The sequence below is a fragment of the Streptomyces sp. NPDC047042 genome (assembly GCF_040644035.1).
Classification (GTDB): Bacteria; Actinomycetota; Actinomycetes; order Streptomycetales; family Streptomycetaceae; genus Streptomyces.
On the sequence record NZ_JBEYVP010000030.1, the window covers coordinates 1 to 24,310 of the forward strand.

Consider the following 24,310-nt stretch of genomic DNA (forward strand, 5'->3'; position numbering starts at 1 on the left):
TACTTCTTCGGCGGGTTCTCCGCGTACGCGATCGTCCCGTCCGGGCGGTGATGGAACCACTGCGGGTACTTCTGCACCCACGGATGATCCGGCGAACACTGCAACGCGAAGTCCAGCGCCACCTCCAGCCCGTGCCGGGCCGCCTCCGCGACGAAGAACTGGAAGTCCTCCAAGGTCCCGAGGTCGGGGTGGACGGCGTCATGGCCGCCGGCCTCCGAACCGATCGCCCACGGCACCCCGACATCCTGCGCGGACGCGGACAGCGTGTTGTTGGGGCCCTTGCGGAAGGTGTGCCCGATGGGATGGATCGGCGGCAGATACAGCACGTCGAAACCCATCGCCGCGATCGCCGGCAACCGCCGCGCGGCTGTCCGGAACGTCCCGTGCGGCTGCTCGGGCGTGCCCTCCGAACGCGGGAAGAACTCGTACCACGCCCCGTACAGCGCCCGCTCCCGCTCCACCACCAGCGCCAACGGCTCACTCGACGTGAGCAGTTCACGCAGCGGATACCGGCGCAGCATCTTGTCCACGGCCGACGTCAGGGCCGGCGCGAGCCGAGCCGTGACGGGGAGGGAGTCGTCGCCCAGGGCTCGTGCGGCGGCCAGTACGGCAGCTCGGCCCGCCCGCTTCGGTACGCCGGCGGCGGCACGCTCGTACAGCAGCGCGCCCTCCTCCAGGACCAGCCCGACGTCGATCCCGGCCGGGATCTTGATGCCGGCGTGGTGCCGCCAGGTGCTGATCGGGTCGCCCCACGCCTCCACCCGGTAGGTCCAGTGGCCCACCGCGTCCGGGGTGACGTCCGCGCCCCAGCGGTCGGTGCCGGGGGCGAGTTCACGCATCGGTGTCCAGGGGCCCGGACGGCCCTTCGGGTCGCACAGCACGACGTTCGCGCCGACCGCGTCATGGCCCTCGCGGAAGACCGTCGCGGTGACCTGGAAGGTCTCTCCCGCGACGGCCTTGGCCGGGCTTCTGCCGCTCTCGACGGCCGGGCGCACATCCCGCACCGGGATACGGCCGCTGGCCGGACTCGGGCTCATGGGTCTCACCTCTGCCGTGGTCTGGGTCAAAACCGGGGACGGGGGATCGGGGAAAGCGGTCGGGGACGGGGGCGGCGGCCGGTACGGTCCGGCCGGCTATCCCCCTGCCGCGGAACGCTGGACGGCCGGGGGAGCGTGTCCGGTGAATCGGTCCGCGTGGCCCCAGCCGGCCTGTTCCCGCAGGTAGGCGACCAGGCTGGTGCGCAGATAGCGCTCGGCTGCGTGTACGGCCTCTCGTGCGCAGCGCTTCCCCATCAGCACGCACAGGGTGTAGCCCGAGTCCTCGAAACTGTCCCGAGCGGAACGGTCGGAGGGTGCCGCGAGAGTGACACGCTCCCACGCCCGGTACCGGTTCAGCTGCTTGGCGACCTCGGCTTTGGCGGGCAACAGCATGGCGCTGGTCCCCTTCCTGGTGACTGAACGGCCTGATGGCCGAACGGCTTCTACAGCGAGACCTTCACTCATGGTGCACGCGCGACGACCAAGCGTCTTGTTGGATCTTCAACGACCGTGCGGGCTGCTCGTGTTGCACGAATGGACTAGTGATCCCACTCTGGAGCTGACTCAGAAGCGAACAGTGCTCACGCTCCGCGTTCGGGCCCGGTCCCGGGCCGCGTGGAGAAACGTGAGTCCGCCGTGAGGAGCCAACGACGATGAAGACCGCAGAGCCCTGCTACTACCACCTCGACGTGGAGGTCTGTCCCGAACGGGTCGGTCAGGTGGGCCGCATCCTGGCCGCCCACCTCCGGCTCTGGGACCTGGAGCACCTCGTCGGGCCCGTATGTCACGGCGCCGAGGCGCTGCTGCGCGCCATCGACGAGCACGCGTCCGACAAGAACGCCGTGGTCGAGATGTGGTGGAACGGCCAGCACATCATCACCGCCATCGGCGAGAACGACACCGGCCCGCATCTCGACCAGGAACTCGGCAGCTGCCTGGCGCGGATCGCCGCGGAGAGCGACGGCTGGGGCTGCTGCGCCACGGGCACCGGTGCCAAGGTCATCTGGTTCTCGCGCCGGGCCCGCTCCTGCGAAGGCGTCCCCCTGATCCCGTCCCCGCCCCCGCCGACCCTGCGCGAGGGCCGACGGGCACCCCGCCCCCTCCCGCCCTTCGCCGACACCCGGAGCAGGGGCTCGGACGTTCTCACGAACGCGTAGGGGCACTCCGCCCGACGCGTCGTCGGTCCGGGCGGTAGCCGGGACCCCTCAGCGCGGGACGCGTGAAGTCACCGTGAACTGGGCGCCGTCCGGATCGCGCAGGACCGCCTCGAAGGGCGTGGTGACCGCGTCGTACCGCAGGACGCTGCCGCCGTTGTCCTGGGCGGCCTTGACACAGGCCGCCACGTCCTCGACCGCGAAGTGGACCTGCCAGTGGGGCCGGATCGTGGGATCCGGTGCCGCCTCCAGCGCACCCGAGACGATGCGGGCGACGACGTCGCCCCTACTGCGCAGCACGACCTCGTCGCCCTCGTAGTCGACCTGGCAGCAGCCGGGGCGCTCGGACGCCCACTCCAGGATCTCGCCGTAGAAGATGGCCGCGTCGAACGCGTCACGGGTCTGCAGCCGGACGAACGTCGGTGCCGCCCGTCGCCAGGCCTCCCAGCCGGCGAGCAGCTCCCCCTCCCAGATTCCGAAGATCGCCCCGTCCCGGTCGGCCAGCAGGGCCGCCCGGCCCGGCGGGAAGGAGAGCGGTCCGACCGCCGCCGTACCCCCGCGCTCGCGGACCCGGGCCACCGCGTCGTCCGCGCTCGGTACGGCGAAGTACGGGATCCAGGCGACCACCATCTGCCAGACGGAGGCCACCGCGGCGATCCCCGCGACCGGGGTGCCGTCCACCAGCGCGACCCGGAACCGGTCGCCCAGCCGGGCCGAACGCCAGCGCCAGCCCAGTACGGCGCTGTAGAAGGCCTCGGTGGCCCGCAGGTCGCGGCTGGTGAGACTCACCCAGCAGGGGGCGCCGAACACGGAGTGGGTCGAGACGACGTCCGTCGCGCCGCTGGGATGTGTCGGGTCGTGGTTCATGGCACTCGCGTCCTGACTCGATCGGCCGGCAGGCACCGGTCCGGACACCAGTCTCCGGCCGGACCCCTTCCCAGTGCCTGTCGAGTACCCCGATCGGGCCCACGGACGCATGGCCGCCATCCGGCCCGGACAGCGGGTTTCAAGTCCCTTCCTCCGGTGACACCGGGGGTTGGAGGGCGCGCTGAGGAGCCATTCCCGGGAGGGTTCGGCAGTGAGCCCGTCCCCCGGTCGCCCGGTCGCGAAAGACTCGCCCGGGCGACCGTGGTCTGTACGGGACGGCCGGCCACTCCGTCAGCAGGCTTCGGCGAGCACATCGTCACGCGGCTCGGCGGACGGTTCCTCCTCGAGCTGCTCCCGGATGCGTGCGCAGCAGGTGCTCAGCAGCCGGGAGACGTGCATCTGCGAGATGCCGAGCTGCGACGCGATCCGGCTCTGCGTCATCCCGCGGAAGTACCGCAGGTAGAGGATGGTCCGCTCACGTTCGGGCAGGGCGCGCAGACAGGGGCCGACGGCCGTGCGGTCGACGATCAGGTCGAAGCCGGGGTCGGGCCCGCCGACGGTGTCCGCGAGGGCGTACCCGTCGGTGCGCGGCAGCTCGGCCTCCAGCGACAGCACGGAGAAGCACTCCAGCGCCTCCATGCCGGTACGCACCTCGCTCTCGCTCAGCTGTGCGTACGTGGCGATCTCGGCGACGGTCGGCGGCTGCCCGGGGACGGTGGCGGACAGTTCCTTGGTGGCGCTGCGCACCCGGTTGCGCAGGTCCTGGACCCGGCGCGGCACATGCAGCGCCCACAGATGGTCGCGGAAGTGGCGCTTGATCTCGCCGGTGACGGTCGGTACTGCGTAGGCCTCGAAGGCGGCGCCCCGCTCGGGGTCGTAGTGGTCGACGGCCTTCACGAGTCCGACGGCCGCGACCTGGTAGAGGTCCTCCAGGGCCTCGCCGCGCCCCCGGAAGCGGACGGCGATCCGCTCCGACATGGGCAGCCAGGCCTGTACGAGATCGTCCCGGAGGGCGTGGTGTTCCGGCCCTTCCGGCAGACGCGCGAGCCGCTCGAAGTCGGCGGCGGTGTCGGGGGCGTCATCGTGCGGATGCTGCTTCGTTCTGGTGGCGACACGCATGGTGCGCACCTTCCTCAGCTGGTGCTGGATGGGCAGACACCGGGGAGGGTGCGCTCGGACCGGACGGACGTCGGCCGAGATCCGGCGGAACCGGCTCCCACGGACGTGCCTCCAGTCCGAAGCACTGACTAAGGGATTCCCCTTTCAGGCGATAAAGAAACAAATCGGCATGAACTATGACACCGTGCGCACATCCGGGAGGCTGCCGACCGGCCCGCTGAACGGCGGTCACGACCATGCACCCGAACGTGATGTGTGGCACGCGTCCACCTGGTGTGGGAGGGCCCTTCGGTGGATTTCCGCCGCTCACCGCTTGATCAGTGATCAAGGGGGCGAATTCGCTGGCCACAGCGCATTCCGCTCATTTGACTGTGCGCCGGGCACAAGGATAGGAAGCAGCCATCCGAGGTGGAGAGGTGGACTGTGCGCGAGCCGAACGTGGTCGGGGACTGGCACGAGTACGAAGAGCATGCCGGCCTGCGTGTCCGCGTCCACCGTCTGGTGGCGGCGGAACCGCCGCGCGGGCGCGACGACGCCGCCGAGGGGCTGACCTATTTCAGCCTGCGGGTGACGGTCGAGAACCGCGGCGACCGGCATTTCGGCGTCCACCTGGAGGACGGCCAGATCGACGTCCGGCTCGGCCCCGACGGCGAGGGCGCCTTCATCGACTGGCGGAACTCGCAGTTCATCGAGGGCTTCGACGTCCACCCGCTGCGCCGTGCCACCGCCGTCCTGTACGCGGCCGGCCCGGAAGCGTCCCTGACGCAGGTGGACGTACAGATCCAGCTGCGGGTCGAGGAGGAGTGGACCGCCCGGCGTCTCTGGGCGGGCGGGATAGGCCTGCCCGAGGACTTCACCGGCACCGGCGCGCACCACGGCCCCGCCCGTGACGGGGTGGCCCACCAGGCGAGCAACTTCCTCAAGGAACAGCGGGACCTCAAGGAACAGCGGGACCTCAAGGAGCAGCGGGACCTCCGCGAGCAGCGGGACCAGAAGGATCAGACCGGGCCCACCTGAGCGGCCGGCCCGAAGCTGCCTTCCTGAACCTCAGTGCGCGATGTTGTCGATCAGCTCGCGCGCGCCCTGTCGCAACAGCGCCACCGCCACGGACGTGCCCAGCGTGGCCGGGTCGAGGCGCCCCGCCCACTCGTGGGCGTTCAGCTGCACCTTGCCGTCCGGGGTGAACACGCAGGCACGCAGGGAGAGTTCGCCGTTGCGGGCCACCTGCGCGTAACCGGCGATCGGGCTGTTGCAGTGTCCCTGGAGAACGTGCAGGAACATGCGCTCGGCCGTCGCCTCACGATGCGTGTCCGGGTCACCGAGGACGCTGACCGCGTCGATCAGTTCGGTGTCGCCCTCACGGCACTGCAGGGCGAGGATGCCCGCGCCGATCGGCGGCATCATCGTCTCGGGGGAGAGGACCTCGCTGACCACGTCCATCCGGCCGATGCGCTCCAGACCGGACACGGCGAGGAGCAGCGCGTCCGCCTCCCCGGCCGCGAGCTTCTCCAGCCGCCGGTTGGCGTTGCCGCGGAACGGCACGCACTCCAGGTGCGGGTGGGAGGCGGCCAGTTGGGCGATCCGGCGTACCGAGGACGTACCGATCCGGGTGCCGTCCGGCAACTCGTCGAGGGTGCGGCCACCCGGGTGGATCAGGGCGTCGCGGATGTCGTCCCGCTTGAGGAACGCGGCGAACATCGTGCCCGCCGGCAGCGGCCGGTCGGCCGGTACGTCCTTGACGCAGTGCACCGCGAGATCGGCCTCACCGGCCAGCAGCGCGGCGTCGACCTCCTTGGTGAACGCACCCTTGCCCTCGACCTTGGACAGATCGCCCATCCACTTGTCGCCGGTGGTCTTCACGGGGACGACCTCGGTGCGCACATGCGGATGCGCGACGGCCAGCTCGGCGCGCACCCGTTCCACCTGTGCCAGCGCCATGGGCGAGTCGCGGGAGACGATACGAATCAGTTCAGGGACGGACATGCCGACACGATAGACCCTTCCGGCCGCCCTCCCGCTCGAGAACCGGTCGCCCCGCGGTGCGAGGGGCCCTCGTGTGGTACGAACACCCGCCCCTCGACCTGCATTTACCGTCCAGTAGGATCGCCCGGCACACCATCCGAGGAGGAAGCGTGCCCCGGTCCCAACGCTCGCCCCTGCTGCTCGCCGGTCTGTTGGCCGCCGCCGGCGTCACCCACTTCGCCGCACCCCGCACGTACGACGCCATCGTGCCGCGCGTACTGCCCGGCACGCCCAGGGCGTGGACGTACGCCAGTGGCGTCGCCGAACTCGCGCTGGCGGCCGGGGTGGCGCTGCCGCGTACCCGGCGGGCCGCCGCGCTCGCCACGGCGGGCTTCTTCGTCGGGGTGTTCCCGGCCAACGTGAAGATGGCCGTCGACTGGCGGAACAAGCCCGCCGCCCTGCGGGCCGGTGCCATCGGGCGGCTGCCGCTCCAGGTACCGCTCGTCCTGTGGGCACGCAGCGTCGCGAAGAACGGAGAGGGCCGGTCATGACACACAAGGTGAACGTCGGCGACAAGATCGAGGACTTCGAGCTGCCCGACGAGAGCGGAGCGCCCCGCAAGCTCTCCGAACTGCTCGCCGAGGGGCCGATCGTCCTGTTCTTCTACCCCGCGGCCCTGTCGCCCGGCTGCACCGCCGAGGCCTGCCACTTCCGGGACCTGGCCGCCGAGTTCGCCGCCGTCGGCGCGCGGCCGGTCGGGATCAGCGGGGACTCGGTCGAGCGCCAGCAGGAGTTCGCGCAGAGCCACACCCTCGGCATGCCGCTGCTGTCGGACACCGACGGTAAGGTCCGTGAGCTGTTCGGGGTGAAGCGCGGGTTCTCGATGATGCCCACCAAGCGGGCCACCTTCGTCATAGCCGAGGACCGGACGGTCCTGGAGGTGGTGACGAGCGAGCTGCGGATGAACACCCACGCGGACCGCGCCCTCGCCGCACTCCGCGCCCACAAGGGCTGACGCCCGCCGGGACCGTGGTCGGCCGCCCCGCGGCGGGGCGGCTTCGCGGGATTCCCGAGCCGACCTGGGTCCTCGGGGTTGATGCCCCGGGGACCAGGGACCATCCTGGGGCGTATGAAACAAGTCGCCGCCGCGGTGATCATCGATGCCCGAGGCATGGTGACGGGCTGGAGTGAGGGCGCCCGGCGGTTGACGGGACACAGGGCCGAGGACGTCGTCGGACGTCCGGCGGCCGGACTTCTCGCCGAGAACCCGCCGCCGTCGGCGATGACCGGGCTGAGCGGAGTGGTCGCACTGCGCCACCGGGACGGCCATCGCGTCGAGATCGCCGTCAGCGCGTGCCCGGTACTGGGCGAGGACGGCGCCTCCCGGGGATTCGTCGTCACCGCCCTGCCCGAACCGCCGGCACCGCGGCCGCAACCGGTCGCGGAGCGGCCCGCCTCACTGGAACGGGCCATCCGGCAGGCCTCCGTGTCGATGTCCGCCCTCGACACGAACCAGCGATACCTCTGGCTGAACGAAGCCGCCTGTGACCTGATGGGCGCGACGGAACAGGACCTGATCGGGCAGTTCTACGGGGACACGAACCTGGTGCCCGACGACCGGATCAGCCAGGGATTCCTGCTCAAAGCACGGCAGGTCGTGCGCACGGGAACACCAGTGCGCTACGAGACCTTCGGCAAGGACGCGAACGACGGCCGCGAATACGCGTGGAGCCTCGAGATATGGCCGGTGCGCGACGACCGGGGCGCCATCACCTCGGTGGGCATCGCCGCGTTCGACAACAGTGAGCAGCACTGGTCGCGACGCAGACTGGCCCTGCTCAACGAGGCGGCGGCCACCATCGGGACCACCCTCGACGTGGTGCGCACCGCGGAGGAACTCGTCGAACTGGTCGTTCCCCGGTTCGCCGACTTCGTCAGCGTGGACCTGCTCGACTGGGTGCTCGGCGCGGACGAACCCCCGGCGGCACCCGCCGAGGAGGTCGTACTGCACCGGGTGGCCCACGGGTCCGGCAACGAGGGCACGCCGGAGGCCGTGATTCCGCTGGGGGCCAAGGACACCTACCCGCCGTCCACCCCGCCCGTGCGGGCGATGGCGGAAGGCCGGGCGGTTCTCGTGAACGTCGGCGAGCAGGCGTTCGACGACTGGGTGGCGGAGCGCAACGCCCGCGAGCCCGTCGGACGGCCGTACCGCGTGGGCGTCCACTCCATGGTCACCGTGCCGCTGAGGGCGCGCGGCACCATCCTGGGCGTCGCGGTCTTCCTGCGCATCACCCGGCCCGACCCCTACACCGAGGACGATGTCGCCCTCGCCGAGGAACTGGCCAGCCGCGCCGCCGTCTGCGTCGACAACGCCCGCCGGTTCGCCCGCGAGCGCTCGACCGCGCTGGCGCTCCAGCACAGCCTGCTGCCCCGGGGGCTGCCCGGTCAGGCCGCCGTCGAGGTCGCCCACCGCTATCTGCCCTGCGGATCGGTGGCCGGCATCGGCGGCGACTGGTTCGACGTCATCCCGCTGTCCGGCAGCCGGGTCGCCCTGTGCGTCGGTGACGTCGTGGGCCACGGAATCCAGTCCTCCGCGACCATGGGACGGCTCCGTACGGCCGTACGCACCCTCGCGGACGTCGATCTGCCGCCGGACGAGCTCCTCACGCACCTCGACGACCTGGTCACCCATCTGGCCGACGAGGAGGACGACGAAGACGTCGCCGAGGTGGGCGCCACCTGCCTCTACGCCGTCTACGACCCGGTGTCGCGCCGGCTGACCCTCGCCTCCGCCGGACACCCGCCGCCGGCCGTCCTGGCACCCGGCGGTGTCGCCGAGCTGATCGAGGTGTCGGCGGGACCGCCGCTCGGCGTCGGTGGCCTGCCCTTCGAGGCGACCGAGCTGCAACTGCCCGAGGGCTCGCTCCTCGCCCTCTACACCGACGGCCTGATCGAGGACCGAGACCGGGACATCGACCACGCCACCGCCGAGCTGTGCCGCGCGCTGAACCTGCCCGGCGCCTCGCTCGACGCCGTGTGCGACGCGGTCCTCAAGACCGTACTGCCCGAGCAGCCCGGCGACGACGTGGCCCTGCTGCTCGCCCGTACGCACGCGCTGGGCGCCGGCCGGGTGGCCACCTGGGACGTCCCGCCGGACCCCGCGCACGTGGCGGTCACCCGTCAGGCGGCCATGGAGCAACTGGCCGCCTGGGGGCTGGACGAGGAGACGTTCGTCACCGAACTGGTCGTCAGCGAGCTGGTCACCAACGCCATCCGGTACGGCGAACCGCCCATCCAGCTCCGGCTGATCCGCGACCGGGCCCTCATCGTCGAGGTCTCCGACGGGAGTTCCACCTCACCGCATCTGCGGCGGGCGCACGCCTACGACGAGGGTGGCCGAGGCCTGCTGCTCGTCGCCCAGCTCACCCAGCGCTGGGGCAGCCGCCAGACGGGCACCGGCAAGACGATCTGGGCGGAGCAGCCGCTGCCGGCCGAGTGATCCGGCCGGCCGGTCGGGTTCGGCGACCGGTCACTCGAAGTCGCATCCGGGGTTCGGCGCGTCCTCCGAGAAGGGCGAGCCCTGCGGCAGGACGTACAGGACGTCGAGCACGAGGGGCGTGCTGCCGAGGTTCCGGCCGATGTGGACGTAGTCGGAGCCGGCCGGCTCGCTGATGGTGCCGCCCTGCGTGTACACGCCGTCCGACGCGCAGGTGGAGTCGAAGTGGCTGAGGGTGCCCTGCTTGACGTAACCGCGCAGCGGGCCGTCGTGATAGTGCCAGCCGGTGGCCTGACCTGCGGGGATGGTGACCTCCCGCAGGATGTAGTCGGTGTCGCCGACGGTGGTCCGGAAGAGGACGCGGCCCGATACTCCCGGCCCGGGCGGCGTGGCGTGGGCCGTGCCGCAGGCGAGTACGGCGGTGACCGTGACGGCCCCGGCGGTGGCGGCGCGAAGCAGACTGCGCATGGTGGGGGTCCCCTCGAGGGCGAGCGAGTGAGCGCGTGACGAGCAGGTGACGTGATCCTAAAGGGGTGCGCCGGGGGCGGAAAGGGGGCCCCGGACCCGGAGGTGGCCGAACTCGACGCGTTGGGGGAGGAGTTGGGCCGGAGTGCGGAAAACTCGGCGCTCTGCGTTGTCCGTCGCCGGTCAGAGCCCGGCGGCGCGCGGGTCGCCTCGCTCGGCGAGCGGGAACTGCCAGTACGAGAACAGCCGGTTCTCCAGGTGCAGCCGCCGCAGTACCCGCATCACGTCGTTGACCACCCCGGCGTCGGTGACGGCCTCGTGGGGCCGCAAGTGCCGTCGTAGACGCTCCATTTGAAGCAGGAGCAGTGCGCCGCTGGGCAGTGGCTCCTCCAGCGCGGCCGCGGAGTGGACGTAGGTGTGCACGCAGGCCGCGGCGGCGTGCAGGAGGCAGTACTCCTTGGCCAGGTCGAAGAACTCGGCGGACTGACCGTAGTCCCGGCCCAGCGAGGCCTTGAGCGAGGTGACGCGTTCGCGCAACGAGGCCGCCCCGGCGAGGAGTTGCGCGGCGGTGTCCGCCGCCCGGGTCAGCCGGTCCCGCTCGTCGGGCCTCGCTTCCGCGGCCAGCCGGCGCAACCGTACGAGGGCGGCGGGAGCGGCGAGGAGGGCGTCATCACGGCCGCGGCTGTTCAACTCCTGGTCCCAGGGCCGGTACAGCGGCAGCTGACGGTCGATGCCGAAGAGCACGGCCGCCCGGGTGTCCGCCTCGTCGAGCAGGTCCTGGCCGGCTGTCGTGGCCGTGGCGAGCAGACCGTCGAGCTGGAGTGCGATGTTCCTGAGGTTCTCGGCGGTGTTGCCGTCGGCGAAGGTGGCGACCGACAGATCACGCAGCATCTTCTGGTGGATCGCGTACTGCGGATGGCCGCGGAGGTAGAAGCTCGCTCCGAGCACGACGTTGAGCTGTGCGTAGGTGCGTTCCAGGAGCGTCGGCACGAAGTACTTGACGACGGACGACCACACGCCGGTGTGCTCCGGCACGACCTGCAGGGCGCGCACCGCGCCCAGACTGACCGCGTCGGCGACCATCAGGTCCGCGAAGCACTCGGTCAACTGCCGTCGGGAGTAAGGGGTTTCGCGGACCTTGCGGCCGAGGGCGGTTCGTCCGTCGGTGAAGTCGAGGATGCCCCGCAATCCGGTGTCCACGGCCGAGAGCGCGATGCCGCTGACGAGGGTGTGGGCCGTCTGCGCGGTCTTGAGCGCGATCTCCAGGCCCTGTCCCTCGCGGCCGAGGCGGGCGGAGTCCGGCACGAAGACCCGGTCGAGCCGGAAGCCGCTCATGTCGAGCCCGCGCAGTCCGTGCATGCGCTCGCGCGGCAGTTCGTTCACGGCCCCGGCGGGGGTCTGCCGCCGGTCGAGGACGAAGACGGAGTAGCCGCCCGGTCCGCCCCGGGGGTCGGTGCGGGCGTAGATGCTGAGCCCGCCGGTGACACTGCTGTTGCCGACCAGCCACTTCTCCCCGGTGAGGAGATAGCCGCCGTCCGTCTTCTCGGCGGTCATCTCGTCGGCCGGCAGATCACCGCTGTGCCGGATTTCCGACAGGCCCCAGGCGAAGCGGTTGCCACGCCGGATGGAGTCCACCAGCGCCCGCTTCTGGGCCTCGGTGCCCGCCACCCACGCCGGCATGAAACTGAGGCTAGTGATGACGAACGCGGTCGCGGTGGTCGGGTCCCGGCGGGCGATCAGCCGCATCAGGTTGAAGCCGGTCTCCACATCGCCCGCCTTGCCGCCCTGCGCGCGGGGGAGCGAGTAGTCCAGGGCGCCCCAGCGCTGGAGAAGGTGCACGAACTCGGTGGGGTGGTCGTCCTGTTCGTCGTGTTCGAGGACACGGGTGTACGGCATACGGCTGCTGGGGTCGTGCGGATCGCCCAGGTCGCGTTCCAGCCGTCCGGCCAGCTCCGTGAGGTCCGATTTCGGCATGGGGGTCTCCCAACGGTCTGTGATCGGCGGCCTGTTCGGACACGGAGCGGCACAACTCGTCGTTCCTGGCTCACGATTGCTGCCGCGCGGGCACGCGTCCGATCACCTGGTCCAGACATGCGGTTCCACGTGTAAAGAGGCGGAGTTCGGGAGTGGCCGCCCGAAGCACGCAGGTCACAGTCTTGCCAGCCTGCTGAATTTTGGACAACCGATCTTCCACGGAGTGGAAAACAAACTTTGGTTTGCTTCCGTGGTCACGCTAATCGCCGGCGTCGGCGCCGCGTCTGAACGCGCCAGGAGTCATGTTCACGCGTCGCGCGAAGAACTTGCCGAAGTTCGTGACCTCGGTGAACCCGAGTTGGCGGGCGATGGTTCCCACGGGCAGATCCGTGTGGACCAGCAGACGCTTCGCCTCCAGGGCGACGCGGGCGTCGATCACATCCTTGGCGGAGGTGCCTACGACGGAGTGGCAGGCCCTGGACAGGGTGCGGGGCGTGCAGTTGAGGGCGGCGGCGTAGTCCTCGACGAGGCGGGTGGTGCGGTAGCTGTGCTCCAGCTCTCGCCGGAAACGGAGGAAGAGCTCGCCGTTCTCGTGGGAGGGGCTCTCCTGCCGCGCGAGCCCCCGGCCCTGGCTGCGGCAGATCTGGTCGATGTGCAGCAGGGTGACAGCGAGCAGATGCTTGAGGATGTCCTCGCCGAGCCCCTGGTCGGGCCGCTCGAACTCCTCCTGCAACATGTCCAGTACGCGTTCGAAGGTGGCCAGTTGGTCGTCGTGGAGCTGCCAGTGGGAAGGGCGCAGGACGTCGTCGAGCATCCCCATGTGGGCGCGCAGGCGCAGGGGAAACGTTTCGGTGAACATGACCATGCGCGCGTCCATGTCCGGCCCGGGGGCGAACTGGATCACCTGGTTCGGCCGGATCCACAGCAGCGAACCCGCTCGGCAGGGGTAGCGGGTGGAGTCGATCGTGATCTCCCCGGTGCCCGCCCCGACCAGGGTGACCTGGTGGAAGGCCAGCCGGTGCGGAGTCGTGGGCACGTCCGAGCAGTGCCTCCGGCGTAGCTCGCTGAGCGAGGTCATCGCCAGGCCGATGCCGGGCCTGCAGGCGGGGGTGTACGGGACCACAGGGATCGGTAACGTAGCGAAATCGACCATGAACGTTCCGGAATCGACCTTTCTCATGCTCCTTCAAATCTCAATGATAGGCGTGGCCGCCCGTCGCCGGATCATGTCCGGCCCATGCATGAGTAACGTTCCCCGCATGATGTGCAGGTGAAGGGAAGTAACGGGATGACCACCCACCCCGGCGCCCCCGAGCGCTCGGTTGTCGACCGCACGCTCAGCATTCTCGGCGTCTTCGACCGCGACAATCGCACCCTGACGCTGAGCGACATCAGCCGACGCTCCGGGCTTCCGATCACCACGGTCCATCGCATCGTCAACAAGCTCCATGGCTGGGGCGCGCTGGAACGGAGAGAGCGAGGCGGATACAGCATCGGCCTGAGACTGTGGGAGACGGCGACCCTCGCCCCCCGCTACTCGAGCGTGGCCGAGGCCGCGCGGCCCTGTCTCGTGGAACTCCAGAACCAGGCCGGCGGCGCGGCGGTCCTCGCCCTCCGGGACGGGACGGAGAGCGTCTGTCTCTCGTTCATCTCCAACGATCCCTGTCTCACGTCGGTTTGGGGCGACCCCGGCTGCCGGCTGCCGTTGCATGTCACCGCGGTGGGCCTCGTCCTGTTGGCGAACGCCGATGTCGAGCTGCAGAACGAGGTCTGCGCCGGTCCGCTGCGCGCGTACACCAGTGCCACCGTCACCGACGGCACCGCACTGCGGAACCTGCTGAACAAGATCAGACGGGAGGGATACGCGATGTTCTGCGGCGCCCTCAGCGAGGGCCATGGGGGGATCGCGGCCCCGGTGCGCAACGCGCGCGGCACGGTGGTGGCGGCGGTGGGCGTCGTGGGATCGCTGGACCTGCTGCAATCGTCCCGGCTGGCCCCGTTGGTCCTCGCCGCGGCGGAGGCGGTCTCCCAGCGCGACCGGACAGAAGGGTTGCGGATGGTGGAGGCGGGCGCGTAGGCGGCAGCCCAGCCGTCGGGTGGACCGCCGTTTCCAGCGCCGCGTCCAACCGGCACACTCACGAGGGAGGCCGACAGGCGTCACGGAATCACGATCGGAGCGTGCATGAGGACGGACCAGGCCACGAACGGCGAAGTACCGCCGCCCGCCCCGGCATCGGCGGCGGGGGCCGCCGGACTCGAGGTGAGGCCGGTGGCCGGGCACATCGGCGCCGAGATCTCGGGAGTCGACCTGACCGAACCCCTCGACGACACCGTGGTGGCCGCGATCAGGGCGGCGGTGCTGCGCTGGAAGGTGGTGTTCTTCCGCGGCCAACGCCTCGACCACGCCGGGCACATCGCCTTCGCCCGCCGGTTCGGCGAGCCCGTCGTTCTCGGACGGCGCGGCGGCGCGTCCCCGGCCGGCTTCCCGGAGGTCGAGACGACCGCCGACCGGCTGGAGCTGGGCGGACGGTACGGCATGGAGCACGCCGAGTGGCTGGAGCGGCGCCGCCACTCACTGCTGCGCGGCTGGCACTGCGACCACGGCGCCCGTATCGACCCGCCCGCCGCGACCATCCTGCGCGCCGAGACCGTACCGCCGTACGGCGGCGACACCACCTGGTCCAATCTGGCCGCCGCGTACGCCGGACTCTCCGCGCCCGTACGGGAGTTCGCGGACGGGCTTCGGGCGGAGCACCGGCTCGGCGTCGGCTACCAGGCACGGCCCGGCGACGACGCGTACCTCCGCCATCTGCTGGACCACCAGGTCGCCTCGGTGCACCCGCTGGTACGGGTGCACCCGGAGACGGGGGAGCGGGTGCTGTTCGTCAACGGCTACTACCTCGAGCAGATCGTGGACGTCTCCCGCGCGGAGAGCCGGCTGCTCCTGGAGATGCTTCTCGAACAGGCGACCAGGCCCGAGTACACGGTCCGGTTCCGCTGGGAGCCCGGAAGCGTCGCCTTCTGGGACAACCGGGCCACCATCCATCTCGCCCCCAGCGACAACGCCCACCTCGGCCACCCACGGGTCATGCACCGAGTGATGCTGACCGGCGACATCCCGGTGGGCGTGGACGGCAGGCCGTCGGCGCCGGTCACCGGCACCGAACCCGGGCGGTGGTGAGAACCCGACGACTCTCAGCCGGTGGCCGGCTGCCAGCCGAGGGCGGGGCCGAGCCGGGTCGCCATGTCCGTGAGGATCTGGACGTAGTCCTCGTGCTCGAAGGTGAAGGGCAGTGCGAAGGCCACCTCGTCGATCTCCTGGAACGCGACGTGCGCGTACAGGCGTTCGGCGATCTCGGCTGATGTACCGACGAGGTCCGGCGCGAACATCAGGCGCGCCGGACCCTGCGGGGACGCGGTGCGCGGCAGCCGCTTCGCCGCGTACTCCTCGTACTTCGCGCGCTGCTCGGGGGAGGCGCTGTCGGTGGGGATGACGACGAGGCCCTGGGAGACCCGGGCCCGGTCGCCGTCGGGGTGGTGGGCCCGGAAGGCACGGACGCTCGCGAGCTGGATCTCGGCGAAGTCCGGCGACTCCTCGTCGCCCTCGGCCTTGACGACGCTGCTGGTCAGGAAGTTCATCCCGTGCTCACCGGCCCACCGTGCCGAGCGCAGACTCCCGCCGCCGTACCACAGCCGGCTGCCCAGCCCCGGGGAATGGGGCTGCACCCGGTCCGAGAACACCTCGAACCCCTGCACCCCGCTGAAGTCGCTGGCCGCCTTCCCGCGCACATGGTCCAGCAGCCGTTCGACCCGCCGGTAGCTGAAGTCCTCGGCGTCCGCCGTGTCGGGGTACAGGGCGTCCTTGACGTGGTCGTAGTTCATCGGCGGGCCGACACTCAGACCCGGGTTGAGCCGGCCCCCGGACAGGATGTCGACGGTCGCCCAGTCCTCCGCCAGGCGCAGCGGGTTCTCCCAGCCCAACGGGGTGACCGCGGTGCCCAGTTCGATCCGGCTGGTGCGCTGCGAGGCCGCCGCGAGGACGGCCACGGGGGAGGAGATCCCGTACTGGAGATGACGGTGGCGCAGCCACGCGCTGTCGAAGCCCAGTCGCTCACCCAGCTCGATGATCTCCAGCGTCGACTCGTGCCCTGCCCGTGGATCGTCCCCGTCGAACAGCCCGATGGTGAGAAAGCCCAGTTTGCGCAGTGGCTGTGAGGGGGTGGGCACGAGCTCCTCCAACGAACGTCGTACGGATGTTCACGCTGTGTCGATTGTGCCAGGCGGCGGGGTCAAAGCGATCACCACTTCGTCCTCGACCGGCGGGTCCAGCTCCTGCCTGAGCATGCCCGTCGCGGAGAAACAGCGCAGCCGGACCGCCTCCGGGGACACGTCGAGACGCAGGAAGCTCTTGAAGAAGGGCGGACTGTACGTCGCCGAGCCGGGCGAGAACAGCTGTGTGTACGCCTTGCGGACAGGGAGCCGCAGGCGCCGTGTGCGGCCGGGCCGGCGTGCCGTGCCCAGCAGCCCCGCGACCAGCCGGATGCGCCAGGTCAGCCGGACCGGCTCACCCGGTGCGCGCGCCGGACGGATCCCGAGACGCTCGGCGATCACGGCCGTCGCCTCGGCCTCGGAGAGGGTGAAGAAGCGCCGCAGCCGCAGTCGTCTGCCGTATACCCCGCTGTAGAAGGCCAGCGAGTCGCCGCGCAGCGGATAGCAGCGGAAGTCGTCCTCGGTGACATCGGCGACCGCGACGCGCTTGATGGTGTGGGTGGCGTGCATGAACGCACCGCCCCCGCCCGACACCACGTACTGGATGGTGCGGCCCTGCACGGTCACCGGATAGCGCTGGTAGTTGTGGATGTCGCCACCGATCGCGGCCACGAAGTTGCGCTGCGGATCGCGGACGAGGTCGTCGACCGTGCCTCCGCCCTCGATGGGGCACGGATGGTGCTCGCCGTCGACGTACAGGGGCGAGCCGGTGACGAGGATCTTCGGGACCGGCCCCTCGGACACCTCCCGCAGCCAGCGGCCCTGTTCGGCGTCGAGCGTGCCCAGCAGACCGGTGTCGATGCCGATGAGGCGCACGGGTCCGGCGTCGATCGCCCAGTACGGGCCGGGCTGGAGGCCCTGTTGGGCGGGCGCCGAGCGCAACTTGCCCGCCTCGGCCAGGCGTTGCTCGTCGACCGCGCTCGGCCTGTGCCACAGGAGGGAACGCAGCCAGGCCCGGGTGAGGGGGCGGGGCGCGGGGTCGGCCGGAAGGGGCGGAGCGCCGCAGAACACGCGCATGAACCCGTTCAGGTCCTCGTACCAGTCGTGGTTGCCCGGGATCGCGTAGATCGGCGCCTGGTAGTCCTGGTAGGGGCGGAAGAACTTGGTGCCGTAGTCGTCGGTCGCCCCGACCGGGTAGATCACGTCACTGGCGAGCACGGTGAACGCCGTGTCCTGACCGACCTTCAGAAAGCCGGGTACGACGGAGTACTGGGGTGCGTCGCCCTCGCCCGTGTCGCCGATGACCATGAAGGAGAAGTGGTCCGGATCGCTCCGCCTGATCACCTTGTCCGGGGGCGCGCCCGCTGCCGTTCGCTCCGCCGCCAGACGGCTCCGGGTGCGGCCCGTCGGGTCCCCGAACCAGGAGGCCAGTACACCGTTGCGGGCGGGCCACAGGGTCCGGGGGTCGACCCAGGAGAGCTTCTCGACCCGACGTGGCATCAACTCCCGGTAGGAGCCCGGTTCTTCGAGGTTCCAGCCGGCGCCCTCCGGGGTGTCGCGGGAGGAGTGGGACTGTGTTGAGTCGACCATCGGCGCACCGTAGCAATGTTCTACAGCCGAAGATCCGTCCGGGTCGGCGACGTGGTCCGCGGCCGGCCGGGGAAGGGCTGTTCGGCTTCCCGCCGAGACGGCTGCTTACCGATGAGCGGCGTCTCCTGAGCTGTGGGCTGTTGCCGCGAGGTCCGCCCGCCCCACTCGCCGTCGCCCAGCACGAGCAGCGGGTCGAACATCACCACGACCCCGGCCAGCAGCAGGAAGATGACCGGGCCGATCAGCATCGGCAGCAGGAGCGAGGTCGGCGAGTCCCCGGACCAGATGGTGCCACCCGATTCGTGCACATGGACGCTGACGGCGGCCATGCCCGTGTAGTGCATGCCGGTGACGGCCACACCCATCACCAGGCTGGCCCCGAGGCTCGTCAGGAAGCCCCGGATGGAGACGACCGCCCACAGGGCGGCGGTGGCGGCGACGATGGCGATCACCACGGAGAGCGCGACGGTCAACCCGTTGTAGTGGATCGTGCCGTTCAGATGGAGTGCCGCCATACCGAGGTAGTGCATCGCGGCGACGCCGAGGCCTGTCACGATGCCCGCGATGGACAGCGCGGCGGGCGTGGCGCCCCGGTATCCGACGACGAACACACCGACACCGACGACGACGATCGCCACGGCGAGGCTGATGACCGTCAGCCCGGTGTCGTAACGGACCGCGGTCTCCTCGACCTGGAACCCGATCATCGCGATGAAGTGCATGGTCCAGATTCCGCACCCGATGGCCGCGGCGCCCAGCGCCAGCCAACCCGGCTTCCACGAGTCCTGGTTGAGCAGGGTCCTGACCACGCAGCGCAGGCCCAGGGCGCTTCCCAGGCAGGCCATGACGTAGGCGGCCACCGGGGTGACGAACCCGTAGCTGAATCCGTCAATTGTTCCCTGCATATGCCAATTCCCCCTGAGGCGCAAGATGTTGAGGGATGAAATTCTCGCCTCGGATGCGAGTAAATCAAGCAGTTACCGCGAGTATTCGGTGAAATTTGCTTGAACGAAGGTCAGTATCGGTCGAAAAAGGATGGGACTCGGTCGGAGTCCCTTGTTCCGGTTGTGATGCCGCTGTTCGGTTCGCTGATCGCTATGCTGCGCGACAAAGCGTTCAAACGAACATCCGCTGCACCGGCCCGCCCGATGCGCCGACTTGAGGGAGCGAACGGCATGCGCGAGCCCGTCGAACTGAGGCGGCAGCGGATCCTGGCCGCCGTGCAGGCGCGCGGTGCGGCCCGGGTGACCGATCTGGCGGCCGAGCTGGAGGTTTCGGTGGTCACCGTCCGCCGGGACGTGGAGGAACTCGCCCGCGAGGGAAGACTCCGGCGCGGCCACGGCATCGCCCGCTCCACCCTCCCCGTCCCGGCACCCCCGCCCGGGCGGGCCGCCGCGTCCGGCGACGGCGACACGGTCGTCCTGGTCGTACCCGCCCGCCACTCCTATCTCTATGAGACCCTGCACGGCGCCCGCTCTGTCCTGGAGGAGGCGGGCGCGCGCATCGCCCTGCACATCGCCCCGCAGGTCGCCGGCGCCGAACAGCCCCTGGTGGAACGGGCGTTGGCGGACGGAGCCCGGGGTGTGCTGATCGCCCCGACCTGGCACACCCTCGCCGCCGAGGAGGCCGACGCGAAGTGGCTGTGCGCCCTCGGCGTACCGACGGTCCTGATGGAACGCAGACCACGCCCCGGCAGCGCCCTGCACGCCCTGGACTCCGTGTGCTCCGACCACTGGTACGGCGCCCATCTCGCCGTCGAACACCTGGTCGCCCTCGGTCACCGCAGGGTCGTCTTCGCCGCGCGGGACGACAGCCCCACCGCCCGGGCCCTGCGTGCCGCCCTCGCCGAGATCGCCGGCGCCCATCCGGAACTCGACGCCTGGACTCTCACCCTCAGTTCCCCCGAGGCGGGCCCCGACCGCACCGACGGCGCGGACCGGCCGCCCGTCGCCTTGCCCGGTGTCCTGCGTGAACTGGAGGCCACGGCCTGCGTGTTGCACGGTGACGCGGACGCGCTGATGCTGGTCCAGGACCTGGCCGCGCACGGAATCCGGGTGCCGGAGGACTGCTCGGTCGTCGCGTACGACGATGTCGTGGCCGCCCTCGGCAGCACTCCCCTCACCGCAGTGGCGCCACCCAAGGGCGAGGTCGGCCGAGCCGCCGCCGAGCTGTTGCTGGAGCGCCTGCGGGATCCGCGTGGCGGCGGGGGGCGGCCGGCCCGACGGATCGAACTGCTGCCGGAACTGAAGGTGCGCGGCTCGACCAGGGCGCTGACCTCCCAGTAATCGGCCTCCGACTCGCAACGATCGTTTGACCGCTTTATTTTCTTCTGATCGTTCTATTGACCGTTTGCTCTGTGCCGATCAGGATTTCCCTGTCTCGCAGCAAGGAGTGACCGACCCGAATGACCGTGTACTCGCCGGGCCCCGGCTTCCGCCCCCGTGCCGCCCTCGCCATGTCCCCGGACGCCGCTGCCGCCGTCCTCGATCCCGCCTCGCTGGCCGCCCTCGCCGCCGTCTGCGACCTCGCCCCGCTGCCGGTCCTCGACGACTTCGGCACGGAGCGCGCACGCGAGATCCTCGCCGACGTCGATCTCCTGGTCACGGGCTGGGGCTGCCCCGTACTGGACGCCGACGTCCTCGAGGCGGCACCCCGGCTGCGGGCGGTCGTGCACACGGCGGGCAGCGTCCGCCCGCATGTCACCGACGCCTGCTGGGAACGCGGCATCGAGGTGTCCTCCGCCGCCGCCGCGAACGCCCTGCCGGTCGCCGAGTACACCCTCGCCATGATCCTGCTGAGCGGAAAACAGGTGCTGGAACGGGCCCACGCCTACGCCACCACCAAGACCCGCGACAACTGGCTGCGCACCTCCCGCACCATCGGCAACTACCGCCGGACCGTGGGCATCGTCTCCGCGTCCCTCATCGGCCGGCGCGTCATCGAATTACTGCGCCCCCACGACTTCGACGTCCTCCTGTACGACCCCTTCGTCACCGACGCCGACGTGGCCGAACTGGGCGTGGAACGGGTGGAGTTGGACGCGCTGTTCGCCCGCTCCGACACGGTCAGCCTGCACACCCCGCTGCTGCCCGCCACCCGGGGCCTGGTGAGCCGCGCCCTGCTCGACGCAATGCGTCCCGGCGCCGTGTTCATCAACACCGCCCGAGGAGGCGTCGTCGACCAGGACGCCCTCACCGACGCCGTACGGGCGCGCCGCATCCGCGCCGTGCTCGACGTCACCGACCCCGAAGTCCTGCCCCCCGGGCACCCGTTGTGGGACTGCCCCGACGTGCTCCTCACTCCCCACCTCGCCGGTTCCCAGGGCAACGAATGGCGCCGCCTGGCCGATGTCGCCGTCGCCGAGACGGAGCACTGGGCATCCGGCGCGGGCTTCCGGCATCCCGTACGACGCGAAAGGCTGGCCTTCCTCGCATGAGCAGCACGGCCCGTAACACCAGCAGCCGCATCCCCTTCGCCTTCCCGCCCGAGGACCGTGGGCCGAGCCCGTACACCGGGTACACACGGGCCCACTGGGAGGCCGTGGCGGACGGGCTGCTGGCCGCAGCGTGGCGCTTCAGCACCCCCGGCGGCGCCCTGCTGGACCTGCCCGGCGTCCCGTCCCGCTCCGGGGTGCGCTCCGACGGTCTCGAAGGCTACGCCCGCACGTTCCTCGCCGCCGCCTTCCGCGTCGCGGGCGCCGGCGGCGACGACCCGCACGGCTGGCTCGACCGGTACGCCCAGGGCCTCACGGCCGGCACCCGCACCCCCGGCCGCGAGGACACCGAGTCCTGGCCGCTCATCCTCGACCACGACGTCCAGGGCCAGCCGATGGTCGAGTCGGCCTCCGTGGCCCTCGGCCTCAGACTGACGGCGCCCTGGCTGTGGAAGCGGCTCGACTCCGCCGTACAGGACCGGGCGGAGGAATGGCTGCGCGGCTCGCTGCGGCATTCGCCCGCGCCGAACAACTGGTACCTCTTCCCCTACACCGTCGCCGGTTTCCTGGAGTCCGTGGGACGTGGGGACGCGGAGACGGCCAGGGCCCGCGAACACGCCCTGGGGCTGATGGAGACCTGGTACCGGGGCGACGGCTGGTACGCGGACGGCGACGGCCGGGCCTTCGACCACTACAACGGCTGGGCGCTGCACCTGTACCCGGTCCTCGACGCCCATCTCGCCGACGACGGAGAACAGTCCGCCCTGTACGGCCCCCGGCTGCGCGAACACCTCGAGGGCTTCGCGCTGATGTTCGGTGGAGACGGCGCCCCGATCCACTTCGGCCGCTCCCTGTCCTACCGCTTCGCCGCCTCCGCCGCCGTGGGCCTCGGCGCCCTCACCGGCCACACCCCGCTCACTCCCGGCGCGAGCCGCCGGCTGATCAGCGGCAACCTCCGCCACTTCCTCGACCGTGGAGCCCTGACCGACGACGGCCTGCTCACCCTCGGCTGGCACGGCCCCCACCCGGCCACGCTCCAGACCTACTCGGGCCCCGCCTCCCCGTACTGGGCCTCGAAGGCCTTCATCTCGCTCCTTGCCCCCGCCGACGCCCCGTTGTGGACGGCCACGGAGGAACCGGCACCGGTCGAGGAATCCGACCGGGTGCTCGCGCTGCCCGCCCCGGGGCTGCTGGTGCAGTCGACCCGCGCGGACGGGATCGTACGGCTCCACAACCACGGCAGCGACCATGTCCGCCCGCACGAGGGCGAGACGGCGGCCGAGGACGATCCGCACTACGGCCGCCAGGCCTACTCGACGCACTCCGGCCCGACGGCCCTGGCGAATCTCGCCGACAACCACCTCTCCGTGGAGATCGGCGGCCGGGGCAGTGTGCGCCGCCGTCTCCACCCGCTGGGCGCGGGCCACGGGGACGGCTGGGGCTGGGCCGCCTCCTGGCACCGGCCGGTCTTCACCGCCGGGCCGCCCATGGTGCCGGGACTGCGAGTGGAGAGCGTCACGGTGGTACGAGGCCGCCACGAACTCCGTGTCCACCGCGTGACCGGCGCTCCGTCCGGCACCCGCGTCACCCACACCGGGTGGGCGACGGGCCCGGAGGAGGAGGTGACATCGACCCTGCACGCCCTGTACGGCTGGAACCCGGAAACAGAGGAGGCCCGCGCCCCCCAGGGCACCGCCTATACCCGCTGGGCCCTCGTCCCCCGCCTGACCACCGAAACCTCCGGCACCTCACTCCACGCGTCCCTGGCAACCCTGACAGCCGACCCGAAACCGGTCGTACCCGAGCAAGTGATCACCGGCATCGAGGCCACCGAAAAGACGATCGAGATTCAATGGACGGAGGACAACGCCCGCACGAGGATCACTTTCGAACCCTTGACTGTGCTCCACGCGCTCGCAGAACTGACCTAAGGGGCGCGGGGAACTGCGCGACAAGCCCCCACCGGCCCGCAGCAAACGAACCACGCCCCGGGGCACAGAAAACAACCAACCTCACGGCAACAACTTGTCCAACGCCGCAGCCCCCTCCTTCGCCAGCTTCCGCTCCGCCCAAGCCAAATTACGCGGAGTGAGATCACGACCCGTGGCCAACACCAGATCCTCCGCCGAAGCGCCATGCTCCGCACCGGTGTGGAGCAGGGCGTCGGGGGTCGTGGTGTCGTCGGACGGAGAGGGCGAATCGGAGTGCTGGATCGGCATGACGTCTCCTTGCTCGACCGGACCTCCTACCACCATGCACAGCCCACGCCCCGCGCGCACCCCGCACCGCCGTGACAACGACGTCAGGGCGCCGTCACTCGAAGCGGGACGTGTCCCCCGCGCCCCGGCGGATGATCTCGGCCTCGCCGCTGGAGAAGTCGATGACCGTCGTCGGCTCCGTACCGCAGTCCCCGGAGTCGACGACCGCGTCCAGGACATGGTCGAGCCGTTCCTTGATCTCCCAGCCCTGCGTCAGCGGCTCCTTCTCGTCGGGCAGCAGCAGCGTGCTGGACAGCAGCGGCTCGCCCAGCTCCGCCAGCAGGGCCTGCACGACCGTGTGATCGGGGATGCGCACGCCCACGGTCTTCTTCTTCGGGTGCAGCATCTTGCGCGGCACCTCGCGGGTCGCGGGGAGAATGAACGTGTAACTGCCCGGCGTGGACGCCTTCACCGCCCGGAACACGTCGTTGTCGACCTGCACGAACTGGCCGAGCTGCGCGAAGTTCTGGCAGACCAGGGTGAAGTGGTGACGGTCGTCGAGCTGCCGGATCGACCGGATGCGGTCGATACCGTCACGGCTGCCGAGCTGGGACCCCAGCGCGAAACAGGAGTCCGTCGGGTACGCGATCAGCGCACCGGAGCGGATGCTGTCGGCGACCTGACTGATCGTGCGGGGCTGCGGGTTGTCGGGATGGACGTCGAAGTACCTTGCCATCCGTCGAGCCTATGCCCTACGTGAGGTAAATTCCGGACCGGTGCGGTGCGCACGTGATCGACCTGGGGAG

General features: G+C 70.7%; 23 protein-coding genes. 10 read left to right on the forward strand and 13 right to left on the reverse strand.

Annotated elements, in window-relative coordinates; translation table 11 throughout:
* Both ABZ855_RS31345 and ABZ855_RS31350 read right to left on the reverse strand, forming a co-directional pair.
* Window positions 1–1,037 (reverse strand): maltotransferase domain-containing protein (locus ABZ855_RS31345; protein ID WP_360812588.1); only part of this gene is annotated, 1,037 nt, incomplete at its 3' end.
* Between the two features lie 96 nt (window positions 1,038–1,133).
* Window positions 1,134–1,430, reverse strand: a complete 297-nt coding sequence (locus ABZ855_RS31350) for a DUF5133 domain-containing protein (protein WP_360812590.1) — start codon at window positions 1,428–1,430, stop codon at window positions 1,134–1,136.
* A 260-nt stretch (window positions 1,431–1,690) separates the two neighbouring features.
* Between ABZ855_RS31350 and ABZ855_RS31355 the strand changes: the two genes are divergently transcribed.
* A complete protein-coding gene (locus ABZ855_RS31355) occupies window positions 1,691–2,194 on the forward strand; it encodes a pep a2 (RefSeq protein WP_360812592.1) in 504 nt (167 codons plus the stop codon).
* 48 nt (window positions 2,195–2,242) lie between these two features.
* On the opposite strand, the gene ABZ855_RS31360 is transcribed toward ABZ855_RS31355, so the two are convergent.
* Together ABZ855_RS31360 and ABZ855_RS31365 are read right to left on the reverse strand one after the other, a co-directional pair.
* Entirely contained in the window at window positions 2,243–3,058 is an 816-nt protein-coding gene (locus tag ABZ855_RS31360) for a VOC family protein (RefSeq protein ID WP_360812594.1), read from the reverse strand.
* Between the two features lie 291 nt (window positions 3,059–3,349).
* Window positions 3,350–4,177, reverse strand: a complete 828-nt coding sequence (locus ABZ855_RS31365; protein WP_360812596.1) for a SigB/SigF/SigG family RNA polymerase sigma factor — start codon at window positions 4,175–4,177, stop codon at window positions 3,350–3,352.
* Between the two features lie 423 nt (window positions 4,178–4,600).
* Here ABZ855_RS31365 and ABZ855_RS31370 point away from each other — a divergent pair, with 423 nt between their 5' ends.
* Window positions 4,601–5,194: a hypothetical protein gene (locus tag ABZ855_RS31370; protein ID WP_360812598.1), complete on the forward strand. Its 594-nt coding sequence runs from the start codon at window positions 4,601–4,603 to the stop codon at window positions 5,192–5,194.
* 30 nt (window positions 5,195–5,224) lie between these two features.
* Here ABZ855_RS31370 and hemC read toward each other — a convergent pair whose 3' ends face one another.
* Window positions 5,225–6,160: a hydroxymethylbilane synthase gene (gene hemC, locus ABZ855_RS31375; protein WP_360812600.1), complete on the reverse strand. Its 936-nt coding sequence runs from the start codon at window positions 6,158–6,160 to the stop codon at window positions 5,225–5,227.
* A 149-nt stretch (window positions 6,161–6,309) separates the two neighbouring features.
* On the opposite strand from hemC, the gene ABZ855_RS31380 reads away from it, so the two are divergent.
* The 3 genes from ABZ855_RS31380 (at window position 6,310) to ABZ855_RS31390 (ending at window position 9,638) form a co-directional block, all read left to right on the forward strand.
* Entirely contained in the window at window positions 6,310–6,690 is a 381-nt protein-coding gene (locus tag ABZ855_RS31380; RefSeq protein WP_360812602.1) for a hypothetical protein, read from the forward strand.
* A complete protein-coding gene (locus ABZ855_RS31385) occupies window positions 6,687–7,154 on the forward strand; it encodes a peroxiredoxin (RefSeq protein ID WP_360812604.1) in 468 nt (155 codons plus the stop codon). Before ABZ855_RS31380 ends, ABZ855_RS31385 begins: the two co-directional genes overlap by 4 nt.
* A 114-nt stretch (window positions 7,155–7,268) precedes the next feature.
* Window positions 7,269–9,638 (forward strand): SpoIIE family protein phosphatase, encoded by a 2,370-nt coding sequence (locus ABZ855_RS31390; protein ID WP_360812606.1) that lies wholly within the window; start codon window positions 7,269–7,271, stop codon window positions 9,636–9,638.
* 30 nt (window positions 9,639–9,668) lie between these two features.
* Here the strand turns inward: ABZ855_RS31390 and ABZ855_RS31395 are convergent, their stop codons facing one another.
* From ABZ855_RS31395 to ABZ855_RS31405, 3 genes are all read right to left on the reverse strand, one after another.
* Window positions 9,669–10,103 (reverse strand): cupin domain-containing protein, encoded by a 435-nt coding sequence (locus ABZ855_RS31395; protein ID WP_360812608.1) that lies wholly within the window; start codon window positions 10,101–10,103, stop codon window positions 9,669–9,671.
* Between the two features lie 180 nt (window positions 10,104–10,283).
* Window positions 10,284–12,074 (reverse strand): acyl-CoA dehydrogenase family protein, encoded by a 1,791-nt coding sequence (locus tag ABZ855_RS31400; protein WP_360812610.1) that lies wholly within the window; start codon window positions 12,072–12,074, stop codon window positions 10,284–10,286.
* 259 nt (window positions 12,075–12,333) lie between these two features.
* Window positions 12,334–13,227 (reverse strand): helix-turn-helix transcriptional regulator, encoded by an 894-nt coding sequence (locus ABZ855_RS31405; RefSeq protein WP_360812612.1) that lies wholly within the window; start codon window positions 13,225–13,227, stop codon window positions 12,334–12,336.
* A gap of 135 nt (window positions 13,228–13,362) precedes the next feature.
* Here ABZ855_RS31405 and ABZ855_RS31410 point away from each other — a divergent pair, with 135 nt between their 5' ends.
* Entirely contained in the window at window positions 13,363–14,151 is a 789-nt protein-coding gene (locus ABZ855_RS31410; protein ID WP_360812614.1) for an IclR family transcriptional regulator, read from the forward strand.
* A 105-nt stretch (window positions 14,152–14,256) separates the two neighbouring features.
* Window positions 14,257–15,255 carry a TauD/TfdA family dioxygenase gene (locus ABZ855_RS31415; RefSeq protein ID WP_360812616.1) on the forward strand — a complete coding sequence of 333 codons (999 nt, stop codon included), beginning with the start codon at window positions 14,257–14,259 and terminating at the stop codon, window positions 15,253–15,255.
* A 14-nt stretch (window positions 15,256–15,269) separates the two neighbouring features.
* Here ABZ855_RS31415 and ABZ855_RS31420 read toward each other — a convergent pair whose 3' ends face one another.
* Genes ABZ855_RS31420 through ABZ855_RS31430 form a run of 3 tightly spaced genes read right to left on the reverse strand, consistent with a single transcriptional unit; the run spans window position 15,270 to window position 18,778 of the window.
* A complete protein-coding gene (locus ABZ855_RS31420; protein WP_360812618.1) occupies window positions 15,270–16,301 on the reverse strand; it encodes an LLM class flavin-dependent oxidoreductase in 1,032 nt (343 codons plus the stop codon).
* 30 nt (window positions 16,302–16,331) lie between these two features.
* Window positions 16,332–17,873 carry a metallophosphoesterase gene (locus ABZ855_RS31425; RefSeq protein ID WP_360812620.1) on the reverse strand — a complete coding sequence of 514 codons (1,542 nt, stop codon included), beginning with the start codon at window positions 17,871–17,873 and terminating at the stop codon, window positions 16,332–16,334.
* 20 nt (window positions 17,874–17,893) lie between these two features.
* On the reverse strand, window positions 17,894–18,778 hold the full coding sequence (locus ABZ855_RS31430) for an MHYT domain-containing protein (protein WP_360812622.1): 885 nt from the start codon (window positions 18,776–18,778) through the stop codon (window positions 17,894–17,896).
* A gap of 270 nt (window positions 18,779–19,048) precedes the next feature.
* Here ABZ855_RS31430 and ABZ855_RS31435 point away from each other — a divergent pair, with 270 nt between their 5' ends.
* The 3 genes from ABZ855_RS31435 to ABZ855_RS31445 all read left to right on the forward strand — a co-directional run bounded on the left by ABZ855_RS31435 (window position 19,049) and on the right by ABZ855_RS31445 (window position 23,237).
* Entirely contained in the window at window positions 19,049–20,158 is a 1,110-nt protein-coding gene (locus tag ABZ855_RS31435) for a substrate-binding domain-containing protein (RefSeq protein ID WP_360812624.1), read from the forward strand.
* A 119-nt stretch (window positions 20,159–20,277) separates the two neighbouring features.
* Complete coding sequence (locus ABZ855_RS31440; protein WP_360812626.1) at window positions 20,278–21,309, forward strand: hydroxyacid dehydrogenase; 1,032 nt, start codon at window positions 20,278–20,280, stop codon at window positions 21,307–21,309.
* The gene (locus ABZ855_RS31445) at window positions 21,306–23,237 is read left to right on the forward strand and encodes a DUF2264 domain-containing protein (protein WP_360812628.1); all 1,932 of its coding nucleotides are present in this window, start codon (window positions 21,306–21,308) and stop codon (window positions 23,235–23,237) included. The genes ABZ855_RS31440 and ABZ855_RS31445 overlap by 4 nt, the downstream gene beginning before the upstream one ends.
* An 81-nt stretch (window positions 23,238–23,318) precedes the next feature.
* Here the strand turns inward: ABZ855_RS31445 and ABZ855_RS31450 are convergent, their stop codons facing one another.
* Together ABZ855_RS31450 and ABZ855_RS31455 are read right to left on the reverse strand one after the other, a co-directional pair.
* Entirely contained in the window at window positions 23,319–23,525 is a 207-nt protein-coding gene (locus tag ABZ855_RS31450) for a hypothetical protein (protein WP_360812630.1), read from the reverse strand.
* Window positions 23,526–23,619: 94 nt separating this feature from the next.
* The gene (locus ABZ855_RS31455) at window positions 23,620–24,240 is read right to left on the reverse strand and encodes an L-threonylcarbamoyladenylate synthase (protein WP_360812631.1); all 621 of its coding nucleotides are present in this window, start codon (window positions 24,238–24,240) and stop codon (window positions 23,620–23,622) included.
* Window positions 24,241–24,310: the final 70 nt, after the last annotated feature.